Origin of the sequence: Caballeronia temeraria (genome assembly GCF_001544795.2) — a bacterium.
Lineage (GTDB): Bacteria > Pseudomonadota > Gammaproteobacteria > Burkholderiales > Burkholderiaceae > Caballeronia > Caballeronia temeraria.
Genome location: NZ_FCOI02000002.1, coordinates 36,766 through 56,769, shown reverse-complemented (window position 1 = coordinate 56,769; position 20,004 = coordinate 36,766). Strand labels below are relative to the sequence as shown.

14 protein-coding genes are annotated in these 20,004 nt (G+C 63.0%); 13 read left to right on the top strand and 1 reads right to left on the bottom strand.

Annotation, left to right across the window (positions count from 1 at the left end):
- Positions 1-51: 51 nt before the first annotated feature.
- The 9 genes from atpE (at position 52) to AWB76_RS02670 (ending at position 9,523) form a co-directional block, all read left to right on the top strand.
- Positions 52-321 carry a F0F1 ATP synthase subunit C gene (atpE, locus tag AWB76_RS02710; RefSeq protein ID WP_007180033.1) on the top strand — a complete coding sequence of 90 codons (270 nt, stop codon included), beginning with the start codon at positions 52-54 and terminating at the stop codon, positions 319-321.
- Positions 322-453: 132 nt separating this feature from the next.
- Positions 454-924, top strand: coding sequence for a F0F1 ATP synthase subunit B (locus tag AWB76_RS02705; RefSeq protein ID WP_061158602.1), 471 nt, complete (start codon positions 454-456; stop codon positions 922-924).
- Positions 925-926: 2 nt separating this feature from the next.
- Positions 927-1,469, top strand: a complete 543-nt coding sequence (locus AWB76_RS02700; protein ID WP_061158601.1) for a F0F1 ATP synthase subunit delta — start codon at positions 927-929, stop codon at positions 1,467-1,469.
- 56 nt (positions 1,470-1,525) lie between these two features.
- Positions 1,526-3,067, top strand: coding sequence for a F0F1 ATP synthase subunit alpha (atpA, locus tag AWB76_RS02695; protein ID WP_061158600.1), 1,542 nt, complete (start codon positions 1,526-1,528; stop codon positions 3,065-3,067).
- Between the two features lie 62 nt (positions 3,068-3,129).
- Positions 3,130-4,014 carry a F0F1 ATP synthase subunit gamma gene (atpG, locus tag AWB76_RS02690; RefSeq protein ID WP_061158599.1) on the top strand — a complete coding sequence of 295 codons (885 nt, stop codon included), beginning with the start codon at positions 3,130-3,132 and terminating at the stop codon, positions 4,012-4,014.
- 38 nt (positions 4,015-4,052) lie between these two features.
- A complete protein-coding gene (gene atpD / locus AWB76_RS02685) occupies positions 4,053-5,447 on the top strand; it encodes a F0F1 ATP synthase subunit beta (protein WP_061158598.1) in 1,395 nt (464 codons plus the stop codon).
- Positions 5,448-5,525: 78 nt separating this feature from the next.
- Complete coding sequence (locus AWB76_RS02680; protein WP_061158597.1) at positions 5,526-5,951, top strand: F0F1 ATP synthase subunit epsilon; 426 nt, start codon at positions 5,526-5,528, stop codon at positions 5,949-5,951.
- 274 nt (positions 5,952-6,225) lie between these two features.
- A complete protein-coding gene (locus tag AWB76_RS02675; protein ID WP_061158596.1) occupies positions 6,226-7,956 on the top strand; it encodes an AMP-binding protein in 1,731 nt (576 codons plus the stop codon).
- A gap of 619 nt (positions 7,957-8,575) precedes the next feature.
- A complete protein-coding gene (locus AWB76_RS02670) occupies positions 8,576-9,523 on the top strand; it encodes an alpha/beta hydrolase (RefSeq protein WP_061158595.1) in 948 nt (315 codons plus the stop codon).
- 7 nt (positions 9,524-9,530) lie between these two features.
- Here the strand turns inward: AWB76_RS02670 and AWB76_RS02665 are convergent, their stop codons facing one another.
- Positions 9,531-10,370 carry a transporter substrate-binding domain-containing protein gene (locus tag AWB76_RS02665; protein ID WP_061158594.1) on the bottom strand — a complete coding sequence of 280 codons (840 nt, stop codon included), beginning with the start codon at positions 10,368-10,370 and terminating at the stop codon, positions 9,531-9,533.
- 182 nt (positions 10,371-10,552) lie between these two features.
- Between AWB76_RS02665 and hemE the strand changes: the two genes are divergently transcribed.
- From hemE to AWB76_RS02645, 4 genes are all read left to right on the top strand, one after another.
- A complete protein-coding gene (hemE, locus tag AWB76_RS02660; RefSeq protein ID WP_061158593.1) occupies positions 10,553-11,650 on the top strand; it encodes a uroporphyrinogen decarboxylase in 1,098 nt (365 codons plus the stop codon).
- A 460-nt stretch (positions 11,651-12,110) separates the two neighbouring features.
- Positions 12,111-14,357: a primosomal protein N' gene (locus AWB76_RS02655; RefSeq protein ID WP_061158592.1), complete on the top strand. Its 2,247-nt coding sequence runs from the start codon at positions 12,111-12,113 to the stop codon at positions 14,355-14,357.
- Positions 14,358-14,787: 430 nt separating this feature from the next.
- The gene (gene putA / locus AWB76_RS02650) at positions 14,788-18,714 is read left to right on the top strand and encodes a trifunctional transcriptional regulator/proline dehydrogenase/L-glutamate gamma-semialdehyde dehydrogenase (protein ID WP_061158591.1); all 3,927 of its coding nucleotides are present in this window, start codon (positions 14,788-14,790) and stop codon (positions 18,712-18,714) included.
- Between the two features lie 110 nt (positions 18,715-18,824).
- Entirely contained in the window at positions 18,825-19,970 is a 1,146-nt protein-coding gene (locus AWB76_RS02645) for a branched-chain amino acid ABC transporter substrate-binding protein (RefSeq protein WP_061158590.1), read from the top strand.
- Positions 19,971-20,004 lie beyond the last annotated feature (34 nt).

The following is a 20,004-nucleotide window of genomic DNA, read 5'->3' as shown; positions in this document are numbered from 1 at the left end:
TTTTCGTTTTTTATAAATCCAGTTCCAAAGTCTTTAATCAAAGGAGTGATCATGCAAGCTTTCATCGCCAACATCCAGGGTCTGACCGCCATCGGTATCGGCATCATCATCGGCCTGGGTGCAATCGGCGCCTGTATCGGTATCGGTCTGATGGGCGGCAAGTACATTGAAGCGTGCGCCCGCCAGCCGGAACTGATGAACCCGCTGCAGACCAAGATGTTCCTGTTGGCTGGTCTGATCGACGCGGCGTTCCTGATCGGCGTTGGTGTGGCAATGCTGTTTGCTTTCGCGAACCCGCTGCTCTCGAAGCTCGCAGGCTGAGGTTCCTCGGAAGTTTGCGTCTGACTTTTCAAAGACGCTAACCGGAACGGATGAGGCGCTGATCGAGCTCAACAGCCGATGAGCGCCTTTTAACCGTTTCACCTCCGATCAAGCAACGTTTAAGGAAACACCGTGAATCTCAACGCAACCCTGTTTGCGCAAATGGTCGTGTTTCTGATCCTCGCGTGGTTCACGATGAAGTTCGTGTGGCCGCCGTTGATCAACGCCCTCGACGAGCGCTCGAAGAAGATTGCCGACGGCCTCGCCGCCGCCGACAAGGGCAAAGCGGAACTCGAAGCAGCGCACAAGCGCGTCGACCAGGAACTCGCGCAAGCGCGCAACGACGGCCAGCAACGCATCGCCGACGCTGAAAAGCGCGCTGCAGCAGTCGCAGAAGAAATCAAGGCCAACGCTCAAGCCGAAGCCGCGCGCATCATCGCGCAAGCGAAGGCGGATGCCGACCAGCAAATCGTCAAGGCACGCGAATCGCTGCGCGCTGAAGTCGCCGCACTGGCCGTCAAGGGCGCCGAGCAGATTCTGAAGCGCGAAGTCGATCAGAAGGCTCACGCCGATCTGCTGAATCAACTCAAAACCGAGCTCTGATCATGGCCGAACTTGCAACCATCGCTCGTCCTTACGCAGAAGCGCTGTTCCGCGTGGCCGAAAGCGGCGATCTCGCGGGCTGGTCCACCTTCGTCGGAGAGCTGGCTCAGGTTGCGCGTCTGCCCGAAGTGGAATCCGTCGCCACGAGCCCGAAGGTGAGCCGTCAGCAAGTCGTCGATCTCCTGCTCGCCGCAGTGAAGTCGCCACTCGCTCAAGGTAATGCTCAGGCGAAGAACTTCGTCGGCATGCTGGCCGAGAATCATCGCCTGGCGCTGCTGCCGGAAATCGCCGTCCAGTTCGACGAATTGAAGAACGCCCGTGAAGGGGCGGCCGATGCGCATATCGTGAGCGCGTTCCCCCTCGAAGGCGAACAGTTGAACGACCTCGTTGCAAGCCTCGAACGCAAGTTCCAGCGCAAGCTGAAGCCGACCGTCGAAGTCGATCACTCGCTGATCGGCGGCGTTCGCGTGACGGTTGGCGACGAAGTGCTCGATACCTCGGTCCGCGCGCGCCTCGCCAGCATGCAGACGGCTCTGACCGCCTGACGCTTCCAGGAAGCGCCTAGCTGGCACGCAACAGAATTGACTATCAGGAGCGAATAATGCAACTCAATCCCTCTGAGATCAGCGAGCTGATCAAGAGCCGGATCCAGGGCCTTGAAGCGAGCGCGGACGTTCGCAACCAGGGCACCGTGATCTCCGTGACCGACGGTATCGTGCGTATCCACGGCCTGTCGGACGTGATGCAGGGCGAAATGCTCGAATTCCCGGGCAACACCTTCGGCCTCGCGCTGAACCTCGAGCGTGACTCGGTCGGCGCCGTGATTCTCGGTGCGTGGGAACACGTGTCGGAAGGCGACACCGTCAAGACGACGGGCCGCATTCTCGAAGTGCCGGTCGGCCCGGAACTGATCGGCCGCGTGGTCGATGCGCTCGGCAACCCGATCGACGGCAAGGGCCCGATCAACGCGAAGATGACCGACGCGATCGAAAAGATCGCTCCGGGCGTGATCTGGCGTAAGTCGGTGTCGCAGCCGGTGCAGACGGGTCTGAAGTCGATCGACTCGATGGTGCCGATCGGTCGTGGCCAGCGCGAGCTGATCATCGGCGACCGTCAGTGCGGCAAGACCGCCGTCGCGGTCGACGCGATCATCAACCAGAAGGGCAAGGACCTCATCTGCATCTACGTCGCGATCGGCCAGAAGGCTTCGTCGATCATGAACGTGGTGCGCAAGCTCGAAGAAACCGGCGCGATGGCGTACACCATCGTCGTCGCGGCTTCGGCTTCGGATTCGGCCGCGCTGCAATACCTCGCGCCCTACTCCGGCTGCACGATGGGCGAATACTTCCGCGACCGTGGACAAGACGCGCTGATCGTCTATGACGACTTGACCAAGCAAGCTTGGGCATATCGCCAGATTTCGCTGCTGCTGCGCCGTCCGCCGGGCCGCGAAGCGTATCCGGGTGACGTGTTCTATCTGCACTCGCGTCTGCTCGAGCGTGCTGCTCGCGTCTCGGAAGAGTACGTCGAGAAGTTCACCAACGGCGAAGTGAAGGGCAAGAGCGGTTCGCTGACGGCACTGCCGGTCATCGAAACGCAAGCCGGCGACGTGACCGCGTTCGTTCCGACGAACGTGATCTCGATTACCGACGGCCAGATCTTCCTTGAAACCGACCTGTTCAACGCCGGTATCCGCCCCGCGATCAACGCGGGCGTGTCGGTGTCGCGCGTCGGTGGTGCGGCTCAGACCAAGGTCGTGAAGAAGCTGTCGGGCGGTATCCGTACCGACCTCGCGCAGTATCGTGAGCTGGCTGCGTTCGCGCAGTTCGCATCCGACCTGGACGAAGCCACCCGCAAGCAGCTGGAGCGCGGCCGCCGCGTGACGGAACTGCTGAAGCAGCCGCAATATCAGCCGCTGCAAGTGTGGGAGCTGTCGGTGTCGCTCTTCGCAGCCAACAACGGCTACCTCGACGATCTGGAAGTCGCGCAAGTGCTCCCGTTCGAAAAGGGCCTGCGCGAGTACCTGAAGACGAAGCATGCCGACCTGGTGAAGCGCATCGAAGACAATAAAGACTTGTCGAAGGACGACGAAGGCGCACTGCATGCCGCGCTGAAGGACTTCAAGAAGTCGGGCGCTTATTGATCGGGACTAAGAGGCAACGCGCGGTGCTCGGGCGCCGCGCGGCTTCGATCAAGGAGTAAGCAATGGCTGGAATGAAGGAAATTCGCGGCAAGATCAAGAGCGTGCAGAACACGCGCAAGATCACGAAAGCGATGGAAATGGTCGCCGCATCGAAGATGCGCCGCGCTCAGGAACGCATGCGTTCCGCCCGTCCGTATGCCGACAAGGTCCGTGCAATCGCATCGCACATGAGCCGTGCGAACCCGGAATATCGCCATCCGTTCATGGTGGAGAACCAGGGTGCGAAGACCGCCGGCCTGATCCTCGTCACGACCGACAAGGGTCTGTGCGGCGGCATGAACACGAACATCCAGCGTGCGTCGCTGAACAAGATCAGGGAACTCGATCAGAGCGGCATCAAGATCGAAGCGTCGGCGATCGGCGGCAAGGGACTTGGCTTCCTGAATCGCCTGAAGGCCAACGTCGTGTCGCAAGTCACGCAGCTCGGCGATACGCCGCATCTGGAAAAGCTCATCGGCGCGATCAAGGTGCAGCTCGACCTGTATTCGGAAGGCAAGATCAGCGCGGTGTACCTCGCGTACACGCGCTTCGTCAACACGATGAAGCAGGAAGCGGTGATCGAGCAGCTGTTGCCGTTGTCGGTGGATGACCTGAACGCGAAGGACGAAGACGGTGTAACGCCGAAGACCTCGTGGGATTACATCTACGAGCCGGATGCGCAAACCGTGGTGGACGAACTTCTGGTCCGCTACGTCGAAGCGCTCGTCTATCAGGCGGTCGCGGAAAACATGGCGTCGGAGCAATCCGCGCGCATGGTCGCGATGAAGGCCGCGTCCGACAACGCGAAGACCGTGATCAACGAACTGCAGCTCGTCTACAACAAGAGCCGCCAGGCCGCGATTACGAAAGAATTGTCGGAAATCGTCGGCGGCGCCGCAGCGGTCTGACGGCCGCGTGAAAGAACACAGTATCTAAAGGAAATGCGATGAGTACTACTGCTTTGGTAGAAGGCAAGATCGTACAGTGCATCGGCGCCGTTATCGACGTGGAATTCCCGCGTCAGCACATGCCGAAGATCTACGACGCGCTCATTCTTGAAGGCACCGAGCTGACGCTCGAAGTCCAGCAGCAGCTGGGCGACGGCATCGTGCGCACCATCTGTCTGGGTTCGTCCGACGGTCTGCGCCGCGGCACGATGGTCAAGAACACCGGCAAGCCCATCAGCGTGCCGGTCGGCAAGCCGACGCTCGGCCGCATCATGGACGTGCTCGGCCGTCCGATCGACGAAGCAGGTCCGATCGAATCGGCAACGCTGCGCTCGATCCACCAGAACGCGCCGGTATTCGAAGATCTGTCGCCGTCGACCGAACTGCTCGAAACGGGCATCAAGGTTATCGACCTGATCTGCCCGTTCGCGAAGGGCGGCAAGGTCGGTCTGTTCGGCGGTGCTGGCGTGGGCAAGACCGTGAACATGATGGAACTCATCAACAACATCGCGAAGGAACACGGTGGTTATTCCGTGTTCGCCGGTGTGGGTGAGCGTACCCGTGAAGGGAACGACTTCTATCACGAAATGAAGGACTCGAACGTTCTGGACAAGGTCGCGCTGGTGTACGGCCAGATGAACGAGCCGCCGGGCAACCGTCTGCGCGTCGCGCTGACCGGTCTGACGATGGCCGAGCACTTCCGTGACGAAGGCCTCGACGTGCTGTTCTTCGTCGACAACATCTACCGTTTCACGCTGGCGGGTACGGAAGTGTCCGCTCTGCTCGGCCGTATGCCTTCGGCAGTGGGTTATCAGCCGACGCTGGCTGAAGAAATGGGCAAGCTGCAAGAGCGTATTACGTCGACCAAGACCGGCTCGATCACGTCGGTTCAGGCCGTGTACGTCCCTGCGGATGACTTGACCGACCCGTCGCCGGCTACGACCTTCGGCCACCTGGACGCAACCGTCGTGCTGTCGCGTGACATCGCGTCGCTGGGTATCTACCCGGCAGTGGACCCGCTCGATTCGACCTCGCGTCAGATCGACCCGCACGTGATCGGCGAAGAGCACTACACGATCACGCGTGGCGTTCAGCAAACGCTGCAGCGCTACAAGGAATTGCGCGACATCATCGCGATTCTGGGCATGGACGAACTGTCGCCGGAAGACAAGCTGTCGGTCTCGCGCGCGCGTAAGATCCAGCGTTTCCTGTCGCAGCCGTTCCACGTCGCTGAAGTGTTCACGGGTTCGCCGGGCAAGTACGTGCCGCTGAAAGAAACCATTCGCGGCTTCAAGATGATCGTCGACGGTGAGTGCGATCATCTGCCGGAGCAGGCGTTCTACATGGTCGGCACGATCGACGAAGCCTTCGAAAAGGCCAAGAAGATCCAGTAAAGGTCGGGTGTTTTTGCGGCGGACGTTGGCTGAAGGGCCGATGTCCGCGAATCACACTCACCTCAGGAGTCGACACATATGGCAACCATCAAGGTAGACGTCGTCAGCGCGGAAGAGCAGATCTTCTCGGGCGAGGCGAAGTTCGTCGCGCTGCCGGGCGAAGCGGGTGAACTCGGCATTCTGCCGGGCCACACGCCGCTCATCACGCGTATTCGTCCGGGCGCGGTGCGCATCGAGGCGGAAGACGGCTCGGAAGAGTTCGTGTTCGTGGCTGGCGGGATTCTCGAAATCCAGCCGGGCATCGTGACCGTGCTCGCCGACACCGCCATCCGCGGCGCCGATCTCGACGAAGCGAAGGCAGAGCAGGCGAAGAAGCGCGCCGAGGAAGCGATTCAGAACAACAACTCGGAGCTCGAGTACGCGACCGCACAAGCGGAACTCGCTTACGCGACGGCGCAACTCGCGGCGATCCAACGTCTGCGCAAGGCGCACGCGAAGCACTAAGCGCGCGACGCAAGCAGCGTTCAGCAGTTCGAAAAGCAGCCTTCGGGCTGCTTTTTTTATGCTCCAAATCGGCAAATCGCGCGGGCAAAACTGCATATCGGTTATGTGGCGGGCCGGCAGCATTTGCGTATCTCGTTGATTCGACGAGAAATTCGTCGGTATATTCATAAGAGTCTTGAGGGGAAACACTCAATGCCCGCACGCGTCTTTGCGATGCACAATGGCCTCCAATTAGCCTTCATCGGGCGGCGATTCACATTGGCGGAGACCATCGATGGCAACTGAACCGACGCAGGCCGGCGCGCAGATCGAACCGCGCGACGGCGTTTCTTATGTTCGCGGCGCGACCGACTCACCTTTGAGCGACGCGACCGTCTCGCGTTTGCTACTGGAAACCACGGGCCGATTTCCCGATCGTCCGGCCGTCGTTTTCCGCGAGCAGAACATTCGCTGGACCTGGCGCGAGTTCGCGGATCAGGTCGATGTGCTCGCGAGCGGCCTGCTCGCGCTCGGGATTCAGGCGGGCGATCGCGTCGGCATCTGGTCGCCGAATCGCGTCGAATGGCTGCTGACGCAATTCGCGACCGCGCGCATGGGCGCCACGCTCGTGAACATCAATCCGGCGTACCGGCTGGCGGAGCTCGAATACGCGCTGAACAAGGTCGGTTGCAAGGCGATCATCGCGGCCGAGCAGTTCAAGTCATCGCAATATCTGGAGATGCTGCAGGCGCTCGCGCCCGAACTCGCCGACGCCGCACCGAACGCGCTCGACGCGGCGAAGCTGCCCGAGCTGCGCGCCGTGATTCGAATGGGCGAGGGCAAAACGCCCGGCATGCTCAATTTCGACGATGTGATGCGCACCGGCCGCGAGCAACTCGACGTGACGCGACTCGATGCGCTCGAAGCGAAGCTGCACCCCGACGACGCGATCAACATCCAGTTCACGAGCGGCACGACCGGCAATCCGAAGGGCGCGACGCTGACGCATCGGAACATCGTCAACAACGCGCGCTATATCGCGATGGCCATGCGTCTGACCGAGCAGGATTCGCTGTGCATTCCGGTGCCGCTGTATCACTGCTTCGGCATGGTGCTGGCGGTGCTCGCGTGCGTGTCGACGGGCTGCGCGATGGTGTTCCCTGGCGAAGCCTTCGATCCCGCCGCGACGCTCGCCGCCGTCCACGAGGAGAAATGCACGGCGCTGCACGGCGTGCCGACGATGTTCATCGCCGAACTCGATCATCCTGACTTTGCGAAGTACGATCTGAGCCGTCTGCGCACGGGCATCATGGCGGGTTCGCCGTGTCCGATCGAGACGATGAAACGCGTGGTGTCGAAGATGCATCTGAGCGAGATCACGATCGCGTATGGCATGACGGAGACGAGCCCCGTCTCGTTCCAAAGCTCGACGACCGATCCGCTCGACAAACGCACGACGACTGTCGGGCGCATTCAACCGCATCTCGAAGTGAAGATCGTCGATCCGCTGGGCAACATCGTGCCGGTCGGCGAAACCGGTGAGCTGTGCACACGCGGCTACTCGGTGATGAAGGGCTATTGGGGTGACGAGGCCAAGACGCGCGAGGCGATCGTCGACGGCTGGATGCACACCGGCGACCTCGCGACGATCGATGCAGAAGGGTATTGCAACATCGTCGGACGCCTGAAGGACATGCTGATTCGCGGCGGCGAGAATATCTATCCGCGCGAAATCGAAGAGTTTCTGTTCCGTCATCCGAAGGTGCAATCCGTGCAGGTCTTCGGCGTGCCGGACCAGAAATACGGCGAGGAGGTGTGCGCGTGGATCGTCGTGCGTCCGGGCGAGCAGGCGAGCGAGGACGACATCCGCGAGTTCTGCCAGGGGCAGATCGCGCACTACAAGATTCCGCGCTATATCCGCTTCGTCGACGAATTGCCGATGACCGTTACCGGCAAGGCACAGAAATTCGTGATGCGCGCACGCATGATCGACGAGCTGAAGCTGGCGGAAGCGAAAACAGCCTGATTCCGGTGCGGCCGGAGCCATGAAACGACAAAGGGAGCGCCGCGGCGCTCCCTTCTGTCATGAGGTAAACGTTCGGGCTCTGAATTGATCAAAGCGAGCAAACGTTTGTCCGGACGAAAAAAAAGCGGGCCTGGAGCCCGCTAAAAACCACACGCTACGGGGTTAGCGCGAGGAGACCAAACGTGGGATGTTTCGAACGCCTTTCATTCGAATAACGACCCCAACACCGATGCCCCAAAAATGAGAGCTCCGGCCACAGCCTGCCATTGGATCGCGCGGCTTACGCACGACGCAGCCCAATACATCCGTGTTGAAACCGTTTGAACAGATTGTGGGCGAATTGATTCCGGGTCGCCGTAACAAAGTGTTTCAGGTTGTAACCCGCGCCCCGTAAGGCTCAGGGGAAATTTTCCAGCGCGATTCTCCTGATTTTCACCGATATATTGTCTTTTATCCGAATCATTTATCGAATTGGCATGTCTTGAAAGACAAATGCCGATTTTCGGCTTGGTGCATTTAATCTAATTTTTAGCGAAAATCGAACGCGCGGCCGCATGAAATCGATGCGCAGGGTCCGGCGCATCCAAAATATCGACCTGAAAACACTATGGAGACTTGCATGACCATTGACGCAGCCTTGCTCCGTTACTACCGCGCTGTCGACGACACTTTCCCGGCCCTGCCACCCGGTGCCGATGCACAAGCGGTCCGCGAGCGCTTCAGCAAGGTCGCTCAAGCCTACGCCAAAGAACGCGACGAAGCCGTGACGGCCGAGAACGTCCAGATCAAACTGGACGGCCGCACGCTCGGTGCGCGCATCTACAAGCCGAAAGCGGCGCGCGCCCCGCTGCCGCTGATCGTGTATTTTCACGGCGGCGGCTGGGTGGTCGGCGATCTCGAGACGCACGATGGCCTCGTCGCGCGGCTCGCGCGGGATTCGCAATGCGCGGTGGCGAGCGTCGATTACCGGCTCGCGCCCGAGCATCCGTTTCCCGCGCCCTGTGACGACGCGCTCGATGCCGTGATCTGGCTGGCGGAGCATCGCTCGCGGATGGGCTTCGCGACCGACCGTCTCGCCGTCGGCGGCGACAGTGCGGGCGCGCATCTGGCGGTCGTCGCGGCGCGCGGCGCGAACGAGCGCGTGGCGGGTATCGTCGGCTTGCAGGTGCTGCTCTATCCGGTGATGCGGCGCCAGTTCGAGAGTCCCAGTTGCATCGCCAATGCCAACGGTCCGGGACTCACGAACGAAGAGATGAAGTGGTACTGGACGCAGTTCCTGTCGGGCGAAACCCCGCTTGAGCACGACGTGCGCGCGTTCCCGCTCTCCGAGCCGTTCGAACGCACGCCCGCGCCCGCGATCGTCGTCGCGGCGGCCTACGATCCGCTCTACGACGACGCCATCGAACTCAAACGCTTCCTGGAGGCGAACGGCGGGCGCGTCGAGATGATCGATGCACGCGACATGACGCACGGCTTCGGACGCATGCATGCGCAATCGGACGCGGCGCTCGGCTGGCTGCGCACAATCGGCGAGCGTACCGGCGAACTGTTGCGCGCGGCGCGTTGAGCGTTGCCTACTTCAGCCACTTGTCATACACGGCCTGAAACTCGCCCGACGAACGGGCGAGATGCAGCCACTGGTCGACGTACTGCTGGAACGGCACGTCGCCGCGCGGCAGCAGATACGCCTTCTCGCCGAACTGAAACGGCTTGTCGGGATGCACAGAACACAAGCCGGGATTGAGCTTTTGCTGAAGCAGCGTTTCGGAGGCGTCCGTGACCATCACGTCGGCTTTGCCGTCTAGGATCTGCTTGAAGATCGTCACGTTGTCCGGGTACTCGATCAGCTGCGAATGCGGAAAGAACTGCTTCGCGAAGCGCTCGTTGGTGCCGCCGGGATTCACGATCGTGCGCACGTTCGGCTGGTCGATCTGCGCGACGGTCTGATACTTGTCCACATCGTCGCAACGGACGATCGGCGTTTTGCCGTCTTCCATGTACGGCGCGGTGAAGAACGCGCGCTTCTGCCGTTCGAGCGTGGTTGAGACGCCGCCCACGGCAATGTCGCATTTGGCGATGAAATCGTTCATCAGGTTCGACCACGACGTTTTCACGTACTCGGCCTTCGCGCCGAGCGACTTCGCGAGACTGTCCGCGAGATCGATGTCGATGCCCTCGAACTGCCCGTCCGTGCGCAGGAACGAATACGGCTTGTAGTCGCCCGTCGTGCAGACGCGCAACGTGTGGCGCGCGAGGATGTCGTCGAGGTGAGACGGCGCCGCCACGGGCGCGGGCGCAGCGGGCTTCGCACCGGCGACAGTGCCGGCCTGAATCGTTTGAGCGTGCGCGACGTTCGCCACTGCGAGCGACATCACAAGAGCGGAGGCGGCGAGACTGACAGACGTGCGTTGCATCGATTCTCCTGGTTCTAGTTGTGTAAGCACATCGATCATAACGACGCCTCCGGCTGTCTGAAACCCGGCCAAACGACATAGGCCGCGCGGCATGAGTCATCCCGTATTGCCGGACTCAGCCGGCGTAAACTTTCGGGCGCTCCGGTAGAATGGATGATTCTCCGCCTTAAGCATCGAGCGACGTGGCACACACTCTTCTGAACGACACCTTCCTGCGTGCGCTCCTGCGCCAGCCGACCGACTACACGCCGATCTGGCTGATGCGTCAGGCGGGGCGCTATCTGCCGGAATACAACGCAACGCGCGCCCGGGCGGGCAGTTTTCTCGGCCTCGCGAAGAATCCGGATTACGCCACCGAAGTGACGCTTCAGCCGCTCGAACGCTTTCCGCTCGACGCCGCGATTCTTTTCTCCGACATCCTCACCGTCCCTGACGCGATGGGTCTCGGCCTGAACTTCGTGCAGGGCGAAGGTCCGCGCTTCGAGCGCACGGTGCGCACCGAAGACGACGTGAAGCGGCTCGCCGTGCCCGACATCGGCGCGACGCTCTCCTATGTCACCGACGCCGTGAGCCAGATCCGCCGCGCGCTCACCGACGCGCAGGGCCGCCAGAAAGTGCCGCTGATCGGCTTTTCGGGCAGTCCGTGGACGCTCGCGTGCTACATGGTCGAAGGCGGCGGCTCGGACGATCATCGGACGGTCAAGTCGATGGCGTATTCGCGCCCGGATTTGATGCATCGCATCCTCGATGTGAACGCGCAAGCCGTGACCGCGTATCTGAACGCGCAGATCGAAGCGGGCGCGCAGGCCGTCATGATCTTCGACACGTGGGGCGGCGCACTCGCCGACGGCGCGTATCAGCGCTTTTCGCTCGAATACATCGCGAAAGTGGTCGCAGGACTGAAGCGCGAGCACGACGGCCAGCGCGTGCCGGTCATCACGTTCACCAAAGGCGGCGGACTGTGGATCGAGGAAATCGCCGCGACGGGCGTCGATGCCGTCGGTCTCGACTGGACCATGAATCTGGGCCGCGCGCGGGAGAAGGTCGGATCGCGTGTGGCGCTGCAAGGGAACATCGATCCGAGCGTGCTGTTCGCGCCGCCCGCATCGATTCGCACCGAAGCCCGCGCCGTGCTCGACAGCTTCGGAAATTTTCCGGGCCACGTGTTCAACCTCGGCCACGGCATCTCGCAATTCACGCCGCCGGAGAACGTTGCGGAACTCGTCGACGAGGTTCATCGCCACAGCCGTGCGATGCGCGCCAGCGGGACTGCGCAGTAAATCGCGTCCGAAAGTCGATTTTCGGACGAATGCTGCAGCGCACACTTGGTCTGCCGGGGAAAATAGTCAGCGGCTGGAGCATTCTGTCTGAATCGACCGGCTCGCGCGGCGTCCCCCGATGTCAAGACTGAACTTATGCACAATTTGTTCGTTGCGGCGCGCCATCAGACGTATGGCCTCCGGCAACCCATAAAGTGTCGCTATATGTGCTTCAAGTCAATGATTTTTAAGGATTTTCGAGAGCTTTGCCCGAAATGTGGGCTAGCGCACATAAGGGATTCGTGACATTGTTTGCGCCGACCACGAACGCACTTCTCAACAAAGTTATCCACAGGCCTGTGGAAAGCATCGGAAATCCAAAACTAATCGGCGGTTTACAGACGATTCTGATGTTTCACTTTAACTTCGGACGGGTCGGGCGCGTCGCTGTGTCGAGCCCTTGTACGCGGGGCCACGTACGGTGACCGGTCTTTTCGTGCGCGTCGCGGTCGATCAGCCCTTGTCCGTGCTGTTCGACTACCGCTATGCGCTGCCGGACGCGCCCGCCATCGGCATGTTGGTGCAGGTTCCGTTCGGGCGACGCGAAGTCGTCGGGCTGATCTGCGAAATCGCTCATTCAAGCGACGTGCCTGAAGGCAAATTGCGCAGCGTCACGTTGATTTGCGACGGCTGTCCGCCGCTGTCCGAGAACTGGATCGCGCTGACCGCTTTCGCCGCCGACTACTATCAGCGTGGTCTCGGCGAAGTCGCGCTGCCGGCGCTGCCTCAGGCGCTGCGCGACGCGTCTCGCTGGACTCGGCTGTTCGCTGTCGAACCGCGTTTCCGCATGCTGGCCGAAGGGCGCGCGCAACTGCCCGACGCTCTGCCCGCACGCGCGAGCGCCCTGCGCCGTCTCGCCGATGCCCTCGCGGAACAGCCGTCGCTCGCCCTGTCCGATGCCCGCGCGCTGCATCCCAAAGCAAGCACGACGTTCGATGACTGGCTCGCGCGCGGCTGGATCGAAACGGTGACGGCGGACATCGTCGAGCCGGATGTGCTCGCGCTCATGCTCCCGACCGGCGCCGCGCCGCTGCCGCTCCTGACCGACGAACAACGCGACGCCGTCGATGGCATTGCCAACGCTCAAGGATTCGCCCCGTTCCTGCTTCACGGCGTGACCGGCAGCGGCAAGACCGAAGTCTATCTGCACGCGCTCGCCGCGTTGCTCGCCGCCCGTCCGGACGCGCAAGCGCTCATCCTCGTGCCCGAAATCAACCTGACGCCGCAGTTCGAGGCGGCATTCCGCGCGCGTTTCTCGGCGCTCGCGGACGGCTCCATCGTCACATTGCACAGCGGCCTCGCCGAAGGCGAGCGCGCGCGTCACTGGCTCGCGGCGCACACGGGCAGCGCCCGCATCGTGCTCGGCACGCGTCTCGCGATACTCGCATCGATGCCGAAGCTCGCAATGATCGTCGTCGATGAAGAACACGATCCCGCCTACAAGCAGCAGGAAGGCTTGCGCTATTCCGCGCGCGATCTGGCGGTTTATCGTGCCAAGCAACTGGATATTCCCGTGGTGCTCGGGTCCGCGACGCCGTCGCTCGAAACGTGGTGGCAGGCGGAGCAGGGCCGCTACACCCGGCTGACGCTCACGCGCCGCGCGGTCGCGGAAGCCGCGCTGCCGAGCGTCCGTCTCATCGATCTGGAAGAGGAACGACGGCGCGGGCGCGCCTCGGTCGATGGTCTCGCGGGACCGCTGATCGCCGCGCTGAAAACGCGCGTCGAGCGGGGCGAGCAGAGTCTCGTGTTCCTGAACCGGCGCGGCTATGCGCCGATTCTGTCCTGCGACGCCTGCGGCTGGGTCGCGGGCTGCCCGCGTTGCAGCGCCTATGCCGTGCTACATAAGCCGGAGCGCGCGCTGCGCTGCCATCACTGCGGATGGGAGTCGCGCATTCCGAAGTCGTGTCCGGATTGCGGCAACATCGATATCGCGCCGATGGGCCGCGGCACGCAACGCGTCGAGGAAACACTCGCGAGCGTGGTGCCGGGCGCGCGCGTCCTGCGTATCGATGCCGACAGCACGCGTCGCAAGGGCAGCGCGCAGGCGCTGTTCTCCGATGTCCACGCGGGCGAAGTCGACATTCTCGTCGGCACGCAGATGATCGCGAAAGGCCACGACTTCCGGCGCGTGACGCTCGTCGGCGTGCTGAATGCCGACACTGCGCTCTTTTCCCACGACTTCCGGGCGAGCGAGCGGCTGTTCGCGCAACTGACGCAGGTGAGCGGACGTGCGGGACGGGCCGGATTGCCTGGCGAAGTGATGATCCAGACGCGCTATCCGCGCCACGCGCTGTATCAGGCGCTATCGCGGCAAGACTACGTGGGTTTCGCGAATTCGACGCTCGCCGAGCGGCGCGACGCGCGCCTTCCGCCGTTCGTCTATCAGGCGATGCTGCGCGCCGAGGGCCGCACGCTCGAAGCCGCGCTCACGTTTTTGGGCGACGCGGCGGCGGCGTTCGCGTCGCTGCCCGGCGCGGACCGCGTGACGGTCTACGACGCGGTGCCGCTCACCATCGTCAAAGTGTTCAATGTGCACCGGGCGCAACTGCTGCTGGAAAGCGCGTCGCGCGCCGCGCTTCAGGCGTCGCTGCGCGCGTGGCAGCCGGTGCTGCGCTCGCTCAAGGGCGTGCTGCGCTGGAACGTCGAGGTCGATCCGCTCGACGTATGATTGCCGTCGGCGTCGCGTTCGCCGTAAAAATCCTCCATCCGGCGATGGCGCAATGATGCGCCCCGCACGAACAGCACGGCGCAAAGCGCCAACATCGCCCAAACGCTGGTTACCACCATCCAAGTGCTCATGCCGTTGCTCTCCCCGAGACCGCGAACGCTGCGCCGTGTGCGACGCATGACGTTTATATCGGCGGCGCCCGAGGAATAACTTAGGGGCTATCCCAAAAATTTCCGGGTTAGGGAAACTACTAGGCCGCAACCGCCAGCCGCCGTCCGCCGGTGCACCGCTGAAAGCCTTATGGCATAAGGGTTTCATTGTGGTGCAACCCTAGCGAAAATCTCGGTTGCACCTTTTAAATCAGCGGGGTACGATTCGCCAACTTTTCAGGTCTCTGGCCGGGTGGGCATGACCGGCAAACGAAGGAAATATGGCGAGCACAACCCTAGGCGTCAAAGTCGACGATTTGCTGCGTTCACGGCTCAAAGATGCCGCGACGCGTCTCGAACGCACTCCCCACTGGCTGATCAAGCAGGCGATCTTCGCCTATCTGGAGCGCATCGAGCATGGCCAGCTTCCGCCCGAGCTGTCGGGCGCGAACGGCGCGTCGGAAATGGCCGATGCCCCTTCCGTCGATGGCGATGAAGACGGTGCGCCGCATCCCTTCCTCGATTTCGCGCAGAACGTGCAGCCGCAATCCGTGCTGCGCGCGGCGATCACGGCGGCGTATCGCCGGCCGGAGCCGGAGTGCGTGCCGTTCCTGATCGGTCAGGCGCGGCTGCCGTCGAACGTGTCGGCTGAAACGGAAAAGCTCGCGACGAAGCTCGTCGAAGCGTTGCGCGCGAAAAGCTCGGGCGGCGGCGTCGAAGGATTGATCCACGAATTCTCGCTGTCGAGCCAGGAAGGCGTGGCGCTGATGTGCCTCGCCGAAGCGCTGCTGCGCATTCCCGACCGCGCCACGCGCGACGCGCTGATCCGCGACAAGATCAGCAAGGGTGACTGGAAATCGCATATGGGCCAGGCGCCGTCGCTGTTCGTGAACGCGGCGACGTGGGGCCTGATGATCACCGGCAAGCTCGTGACGACGAACAGCGAAGCGGGCCTCTCGTCGGCGCTGACGCGTTTGATCGGCCGCGGCGGCGAGCCGCTGATCCGCAAGGGCGTCGACATGGCGATGCGCCTGATGGGCGAGCAGTTCGTGACCGGCGAGACCATCTCCGAAGCGCTCGCGAACAGCCGCAAGTACGAAGCGCGCGGGTTCCGCTACTCCTACGACATGCTCGGCGAAGCCGCGACGACGGAAGAAGACGCGCAGCGCTACTACGCGTCCTACGAGCAGGCGATTCATGCGATCGGCAAGGCGGCGGGCGGGCGCGGCATCTACGAAGGCCCGGGCATTTCGATCAAGCTGTCCGCGCTGCATCCGCGTTACTCGCGCTCGCAGCAGGAACGCACGATGAACGAGCTGCTGCCGCGCGTGCGGTCGCTCGCGCAACTGGCGCGCCGTTATGACATCGGCCTGAACATCGACGCGGAAGAGGCGGATCGCCTCGAAATTTCGCTCGATCTGCTCGAAGCGCTCTGTTTCGATCCGGAACTCGCGGGCTGGAACGGCATCGGCTTCGTGGTGCAGGGGTATCAGAAGCGCTGCCCGTTCGTGATCGATTATCTGATCGATCTCGCGCGCCGCAGCCGTCATCGCTTGATGATCCGTCTCGTGAAGGGCGCGTACTGGGACACGGAAATCAAGCGCGCGCAGGTCGATGGCCTCGAAGGTTATCCGGTCTACACGCGCAAGATTTATACGGACATCTCGTATCTCGCGTGCGCGAAGAAGCTGCTCGGCGCGCCGGATGCCGTCTATCCGCAATTCGCGACGCACAACGCGTTCACGCTGTCCGCGATCTATCACCTCGCGGGACAGAACTACTATCCCGGCCAGTACGAGTTCCAGTGCCTGCACGGCATGGGCGAGCCGCTCTACGAAGAAGTCACTGGCCGCGACAAGCTGAATCGTCCGTGCCGCGTGTATGCGCCGGTCGGCACGCATGAAACGCTGCTCGCGTATCTCGTGCGCCGTCTGCTGGAAAACGGCGCGAATACGTCGTTCGTGAACCGCATCGCCGATGAATCGTTTCCGGTCAAGGAACTCGTGCGCGATCCGATCGACGAAGCGCAGGCGATCACGCCGCTCGGCGCGCCGCACGCGAAGATTCCGTTGCCGCGCCAGCTTTATGGCGACGAGCGCTCCAATTCGATGGGCCTCGATCTCTCGAACGAGCATCGGCTGGCGTCGCTGTCGTCGGCGTTGCTGGCGAGCGCGCATCATCCGTGGCGCGCGGAACCGATGCTCGAAGGCGGCGATATCGGCAACGGCGTCGCACGCGATGTGCGCAATCCGTCGGATCTGCGCGATCTCGTCGGAACCGTGGTCGAAGCGTCGCCGGAACAGGTCAGCGCCGCGATCGCCAACGCGGTCGCCGCCGCGCCGATCTGGCAGGCGACGCCCGTCGACGACCGCGCCGATTGCCTCGCGCGCGCCGCCGACCTGCTCGAAGCGCAGATGCACACGCTGATGGGCCTCGTCGTGCGCGAAGCGGGCAAGTCGCTGCCGAACGCCATCGCGGAGATTCGCGAGGCGATCGATTTCCTGCGCTACTACGCGTCGCAGATTCGTGCCGAGTTTTCGAACGATACGCATCGGCCGCTCGGTCCGGTCGTGTGCATCAGCCCGTGGAACTTCCCGCTCGCGATCTTCATGGGCCAGGTCGCCGCCGCGCTCGCCGCCGGCAATCCGGTGCTCGCGAAGCCCGCGGAGCAAACGCCGCTGATCGCCGCGCAAGCCGTGCGCATCCTGCGCGAAGCCGGCGTGCCGGCGGGCGCGGTGCAACTGCTGCCGGGCAATGGCGAAACGGTCGGCGCGGCGCTCGTCGCCGATCCGCGCACGCGTGCCGTCATGTTCACCGGCTCGACGGAAGTCGCGCGCCTCATCAACAAGACGCTGTCCGAGCGCCTCGATCCGGATGGCCGTCCGATTCCGCTGATCGCCGAAACCGGCGGCCAGAACGCGATGATCGTCGATTCGTCGGCGCTCGCGGAGCAAGTGGTCGCGGACGTGCTGCAATCGTCGTTCGATTCGGCCGGCCAGCGCTGCTCGGCGCTGCGCGTGCTGTGCCTGCAGGACGACGTCGCGGATCGCACGCTCGAAATGCTGACGGGCGCGATGAACCAGCTCGCGGTCGGCAATCCGGATCGTCTGTCGACGGACGTCGGCCCCGTGATCGACGCCGACGCGAAACGCGGCATCGATGCGCACATCGCCGGGATGCGCGACAAAGGCCGCAACGTTACGCAACTGCCGCTGCCCGACAACTGCGCGCAAGGCACGTTCGTGCCGCCGACGTTGATCGAGCTGGACAGCATCGACGAACTCAAGCGCGAAGTGTTCGGCCCGGTGCTGCATGTGGTGCGTTACCGCCGTTCCAATCTTGATAAACTCCTCGACCAAATTCGCTCGACGGGTTACGGCCTCACGCTCGGCATCCATACGCGTATCGACGAAACCATCGCGCATGTGATCTCGCGGGCGCATGTGGGCAACATTTATGTGAACCGCAACGTGATCGGCGCCGTGGTCGGCGTGCAGCCGTTCGGCGGCGAAGGCTTGTCGGGAACCGGTCCGAAGGCGGGCGGCGCTTTGTATCTGCAACGCCTGCTCGCGAAACGTCCGACCGGTCTGCCGAAATCGCTCGCGAGCACGCTCGTCGTCGATCAGGCTGCGTCGAAGGATGCGCCCGCCGCCGCGCTCACCGCGTTGCGCGACTGGGCGCTCGGCGAGCGCGATCCGCAGACGGCCGCGCGCTGCGACGGTTACCTGCAACACGTGATGGCGGGCGCGACCGCGGTGCTGAACGGCCCGACCGGCGAGCGCAACACGTACACGCTCGGCGCGCGCGGCACGGTGCTGTGCGTGGCGGCGACGGAGAGCGGCGCGCGTGCGCAACTCGCCGCCGTGCTGGCGACGGGCAACCGCGCGTTGTTCGCCGGATCGGCGGGCGAGCAGCTGGCGGCGTCGCTGCCTGCGTCGCTCAAGCCGTATGCGATGGTCAGGAAAGCGGCGGAAGATTTCGACGCCGTTCTGTTCGAAGGCGACAGCGATGAACTGCTGTCGCTCGTGAAGGAAGTCGCGAAGCGTCCGGGGCCGATCGTATCGGTGCAGGGCGTGGCTGCGGGAGCGTTCGCCGACGCTGGCCACGACGGCGAAGACTATGCGCTCGAACGTCTGCTGACAGAACGCTCGGTGAGCGTGAACACGGCGGCGGCGGGCGGCAATGCGAATTTGATGACGATCGGTTGAGACACCCCTCGAGCGCTCGATTCAAACGAATTCAAACGAATTCAAACAATCGGCAGCAGGCACGGCGATCCCGGCACAAGCTGCCATCCACACTGGAACCAGGAGAAGCTATGAAGCACACGATGACCAAGCTGGCAGCAGCCATGACGCTCGCCGGCCTGTTCGCGGGGACCGCGGTCGCACAACAGACGGAAGACGTGAAGGTTGGCTACGCCGGCCCGCTGACCGGTGCGCAGGCGCACTACGGCAAGGACATGGAAAACGGCATCACGCTCGCCGTCGAAGACTTCAACGCCACGAAGCCGGTGATCGGCGGCAAGCCGGTGCGCATCGTGCTGAGTTCGGCCGACGACCAGGCGGACCCGCGCACGGGCACGACGGTGGCGCAGCGCCTCGTCGACGACGGCATCAAGGGCATGCTCGGCCACTTCAACTCGGGGACGACGATCCCGGCATCGCGCATCTACGCGAACGCGGGCATCCCCGAAATCGCGATGGCGACGGCGCCCGAGTACACGACGCAAGGCTTCAAGACGGCCTTCCGCATGATGACGTCGGACACGCAGCAGGGTTCGGTCGCGGGCGAGTTCGCGGTGAAGAACCTGAAGGTCAAGAAGATCGCGATCGTCGATGACCGCACGGCCTACGGCCAAGGTCTTGCCGACCAGTTCGAGAAGGCGGCGAAGGCTGCGGGCGGCACGATCGTCGACCGTGAATTCACGAACGACAAGGCTGTCGACTTCAAGGCGATTCTGACGAAGATCAAGTCGACGAATCCGGACCTCGTGTATTACGGCGGCGCAGATTCGCAAGCCGGCCCGATGGTCAAGCAGATGAAGACGCTCGGCTTCCGCGCGCCGCTGATGGCAGGCGAAATGGTGAAGACGGACACGTTCCTGAAGATCGCGGGCGACGCGTCGGACGGCACGGTGGCATCGCTCGCCGGCCTGCCGATGGACGAAATGCCGGGCGGCGCCGACTACTCGGCGAAGTACAAGAAGCGCTTCAACGAAGACGTGCAGACGTACTCGCCGTACGCCTACGACGGCGCGATGGCCATGTTCCACGCGATGAAGGCGGCCAACTCGACGGACCCGGCGAAGTACCTGCCGTTCCTCGCGAAGACCGACATGCAGGGCGTGACGGCGAAGCACCTGTCGTACGACTCGAAGGGCGATCTGAAGAACGGCGGGATCACGCTGTATAAGGTCGTCGGCGGGAAGTGGACGACGCTGCAGAGCGTGGGCGGAAAGTAAGCGCTTTTTGCTCTGAATCGAGAGGAAGCCTCGT

Coding starts and splice junctions, on each gene's coding strand:
- AWB76_RS02665 (WP_061158594.1), bottom strand. CDS start 10,370: ATGCAACGCACGTCTGTCAGTCTCGCCGCCTCCGCTCTTGTGATGTCG.
- AWB76_RS02680 (WP_061158597.1), top strand. CDS start 5,526: ATGGCAACCATCAAGGTAGACGTCGTCAGCGCGGAAGAGCAGATCTTC.
- AWB76_RS02700 (WP_061158601.1), top strand. CDS start 927: ATGGCCGAACTTGCAACCATCGCTCGTCCTTACGCAGAAGCGCTGTTC.
- putA (WP_061158591.1), top strand. CDS start 14,788: ATGGCGAGCACAACCCTAGGCGTCAAAGTCGACGATTTGCTGCGTTCA.
- atpG (WP_061158599.1), top strand. CDS start 3,130: ATGGCTGGAATGAAGGAAATTCGCGGCAAGATCAAGAGCGTGCAGAAC.
- AWB76_RS02675 (WP_061158596.1), top strand. CDS start 6,226: ATGGCAACTGAACCGACGCAGGCCGGCGCGCAGATCGAACCGCGCGAC.
- AWB76_RS02670 (WP_061158595.1), top strand. CDS start 8,576: ATGACCATTGACGCAGCCTTGCTCCGTTACTACCGCGCTGTCGACGAC.
- atpA (WP_061158600.1), top strand. CDS start 1,526: ATGCAACTCAATCCCTCTGAGATCAGCGAGCTGATCAAGAGCCGGATC.
- atpE (WP_007180033.1), top strand. CDS start 52: ATGCAAGCTTTCATCGCCAACATCCAGGGTCTGACCGCCATCGGTATC.
- AWB76_RS02645 (WP_061158590.1), top strand. CDS start 18,825: ATGAAGCACACGATGACCAAGCTGGCAGCAGCCATGACGCTCGCCGGC.
- atpD (WP_061158598.1), top strand. CDS start 4,053: ATGAGTACTACTGCTTTGGTAGAAGGCAAGATCGTACAGTGCATCGGC.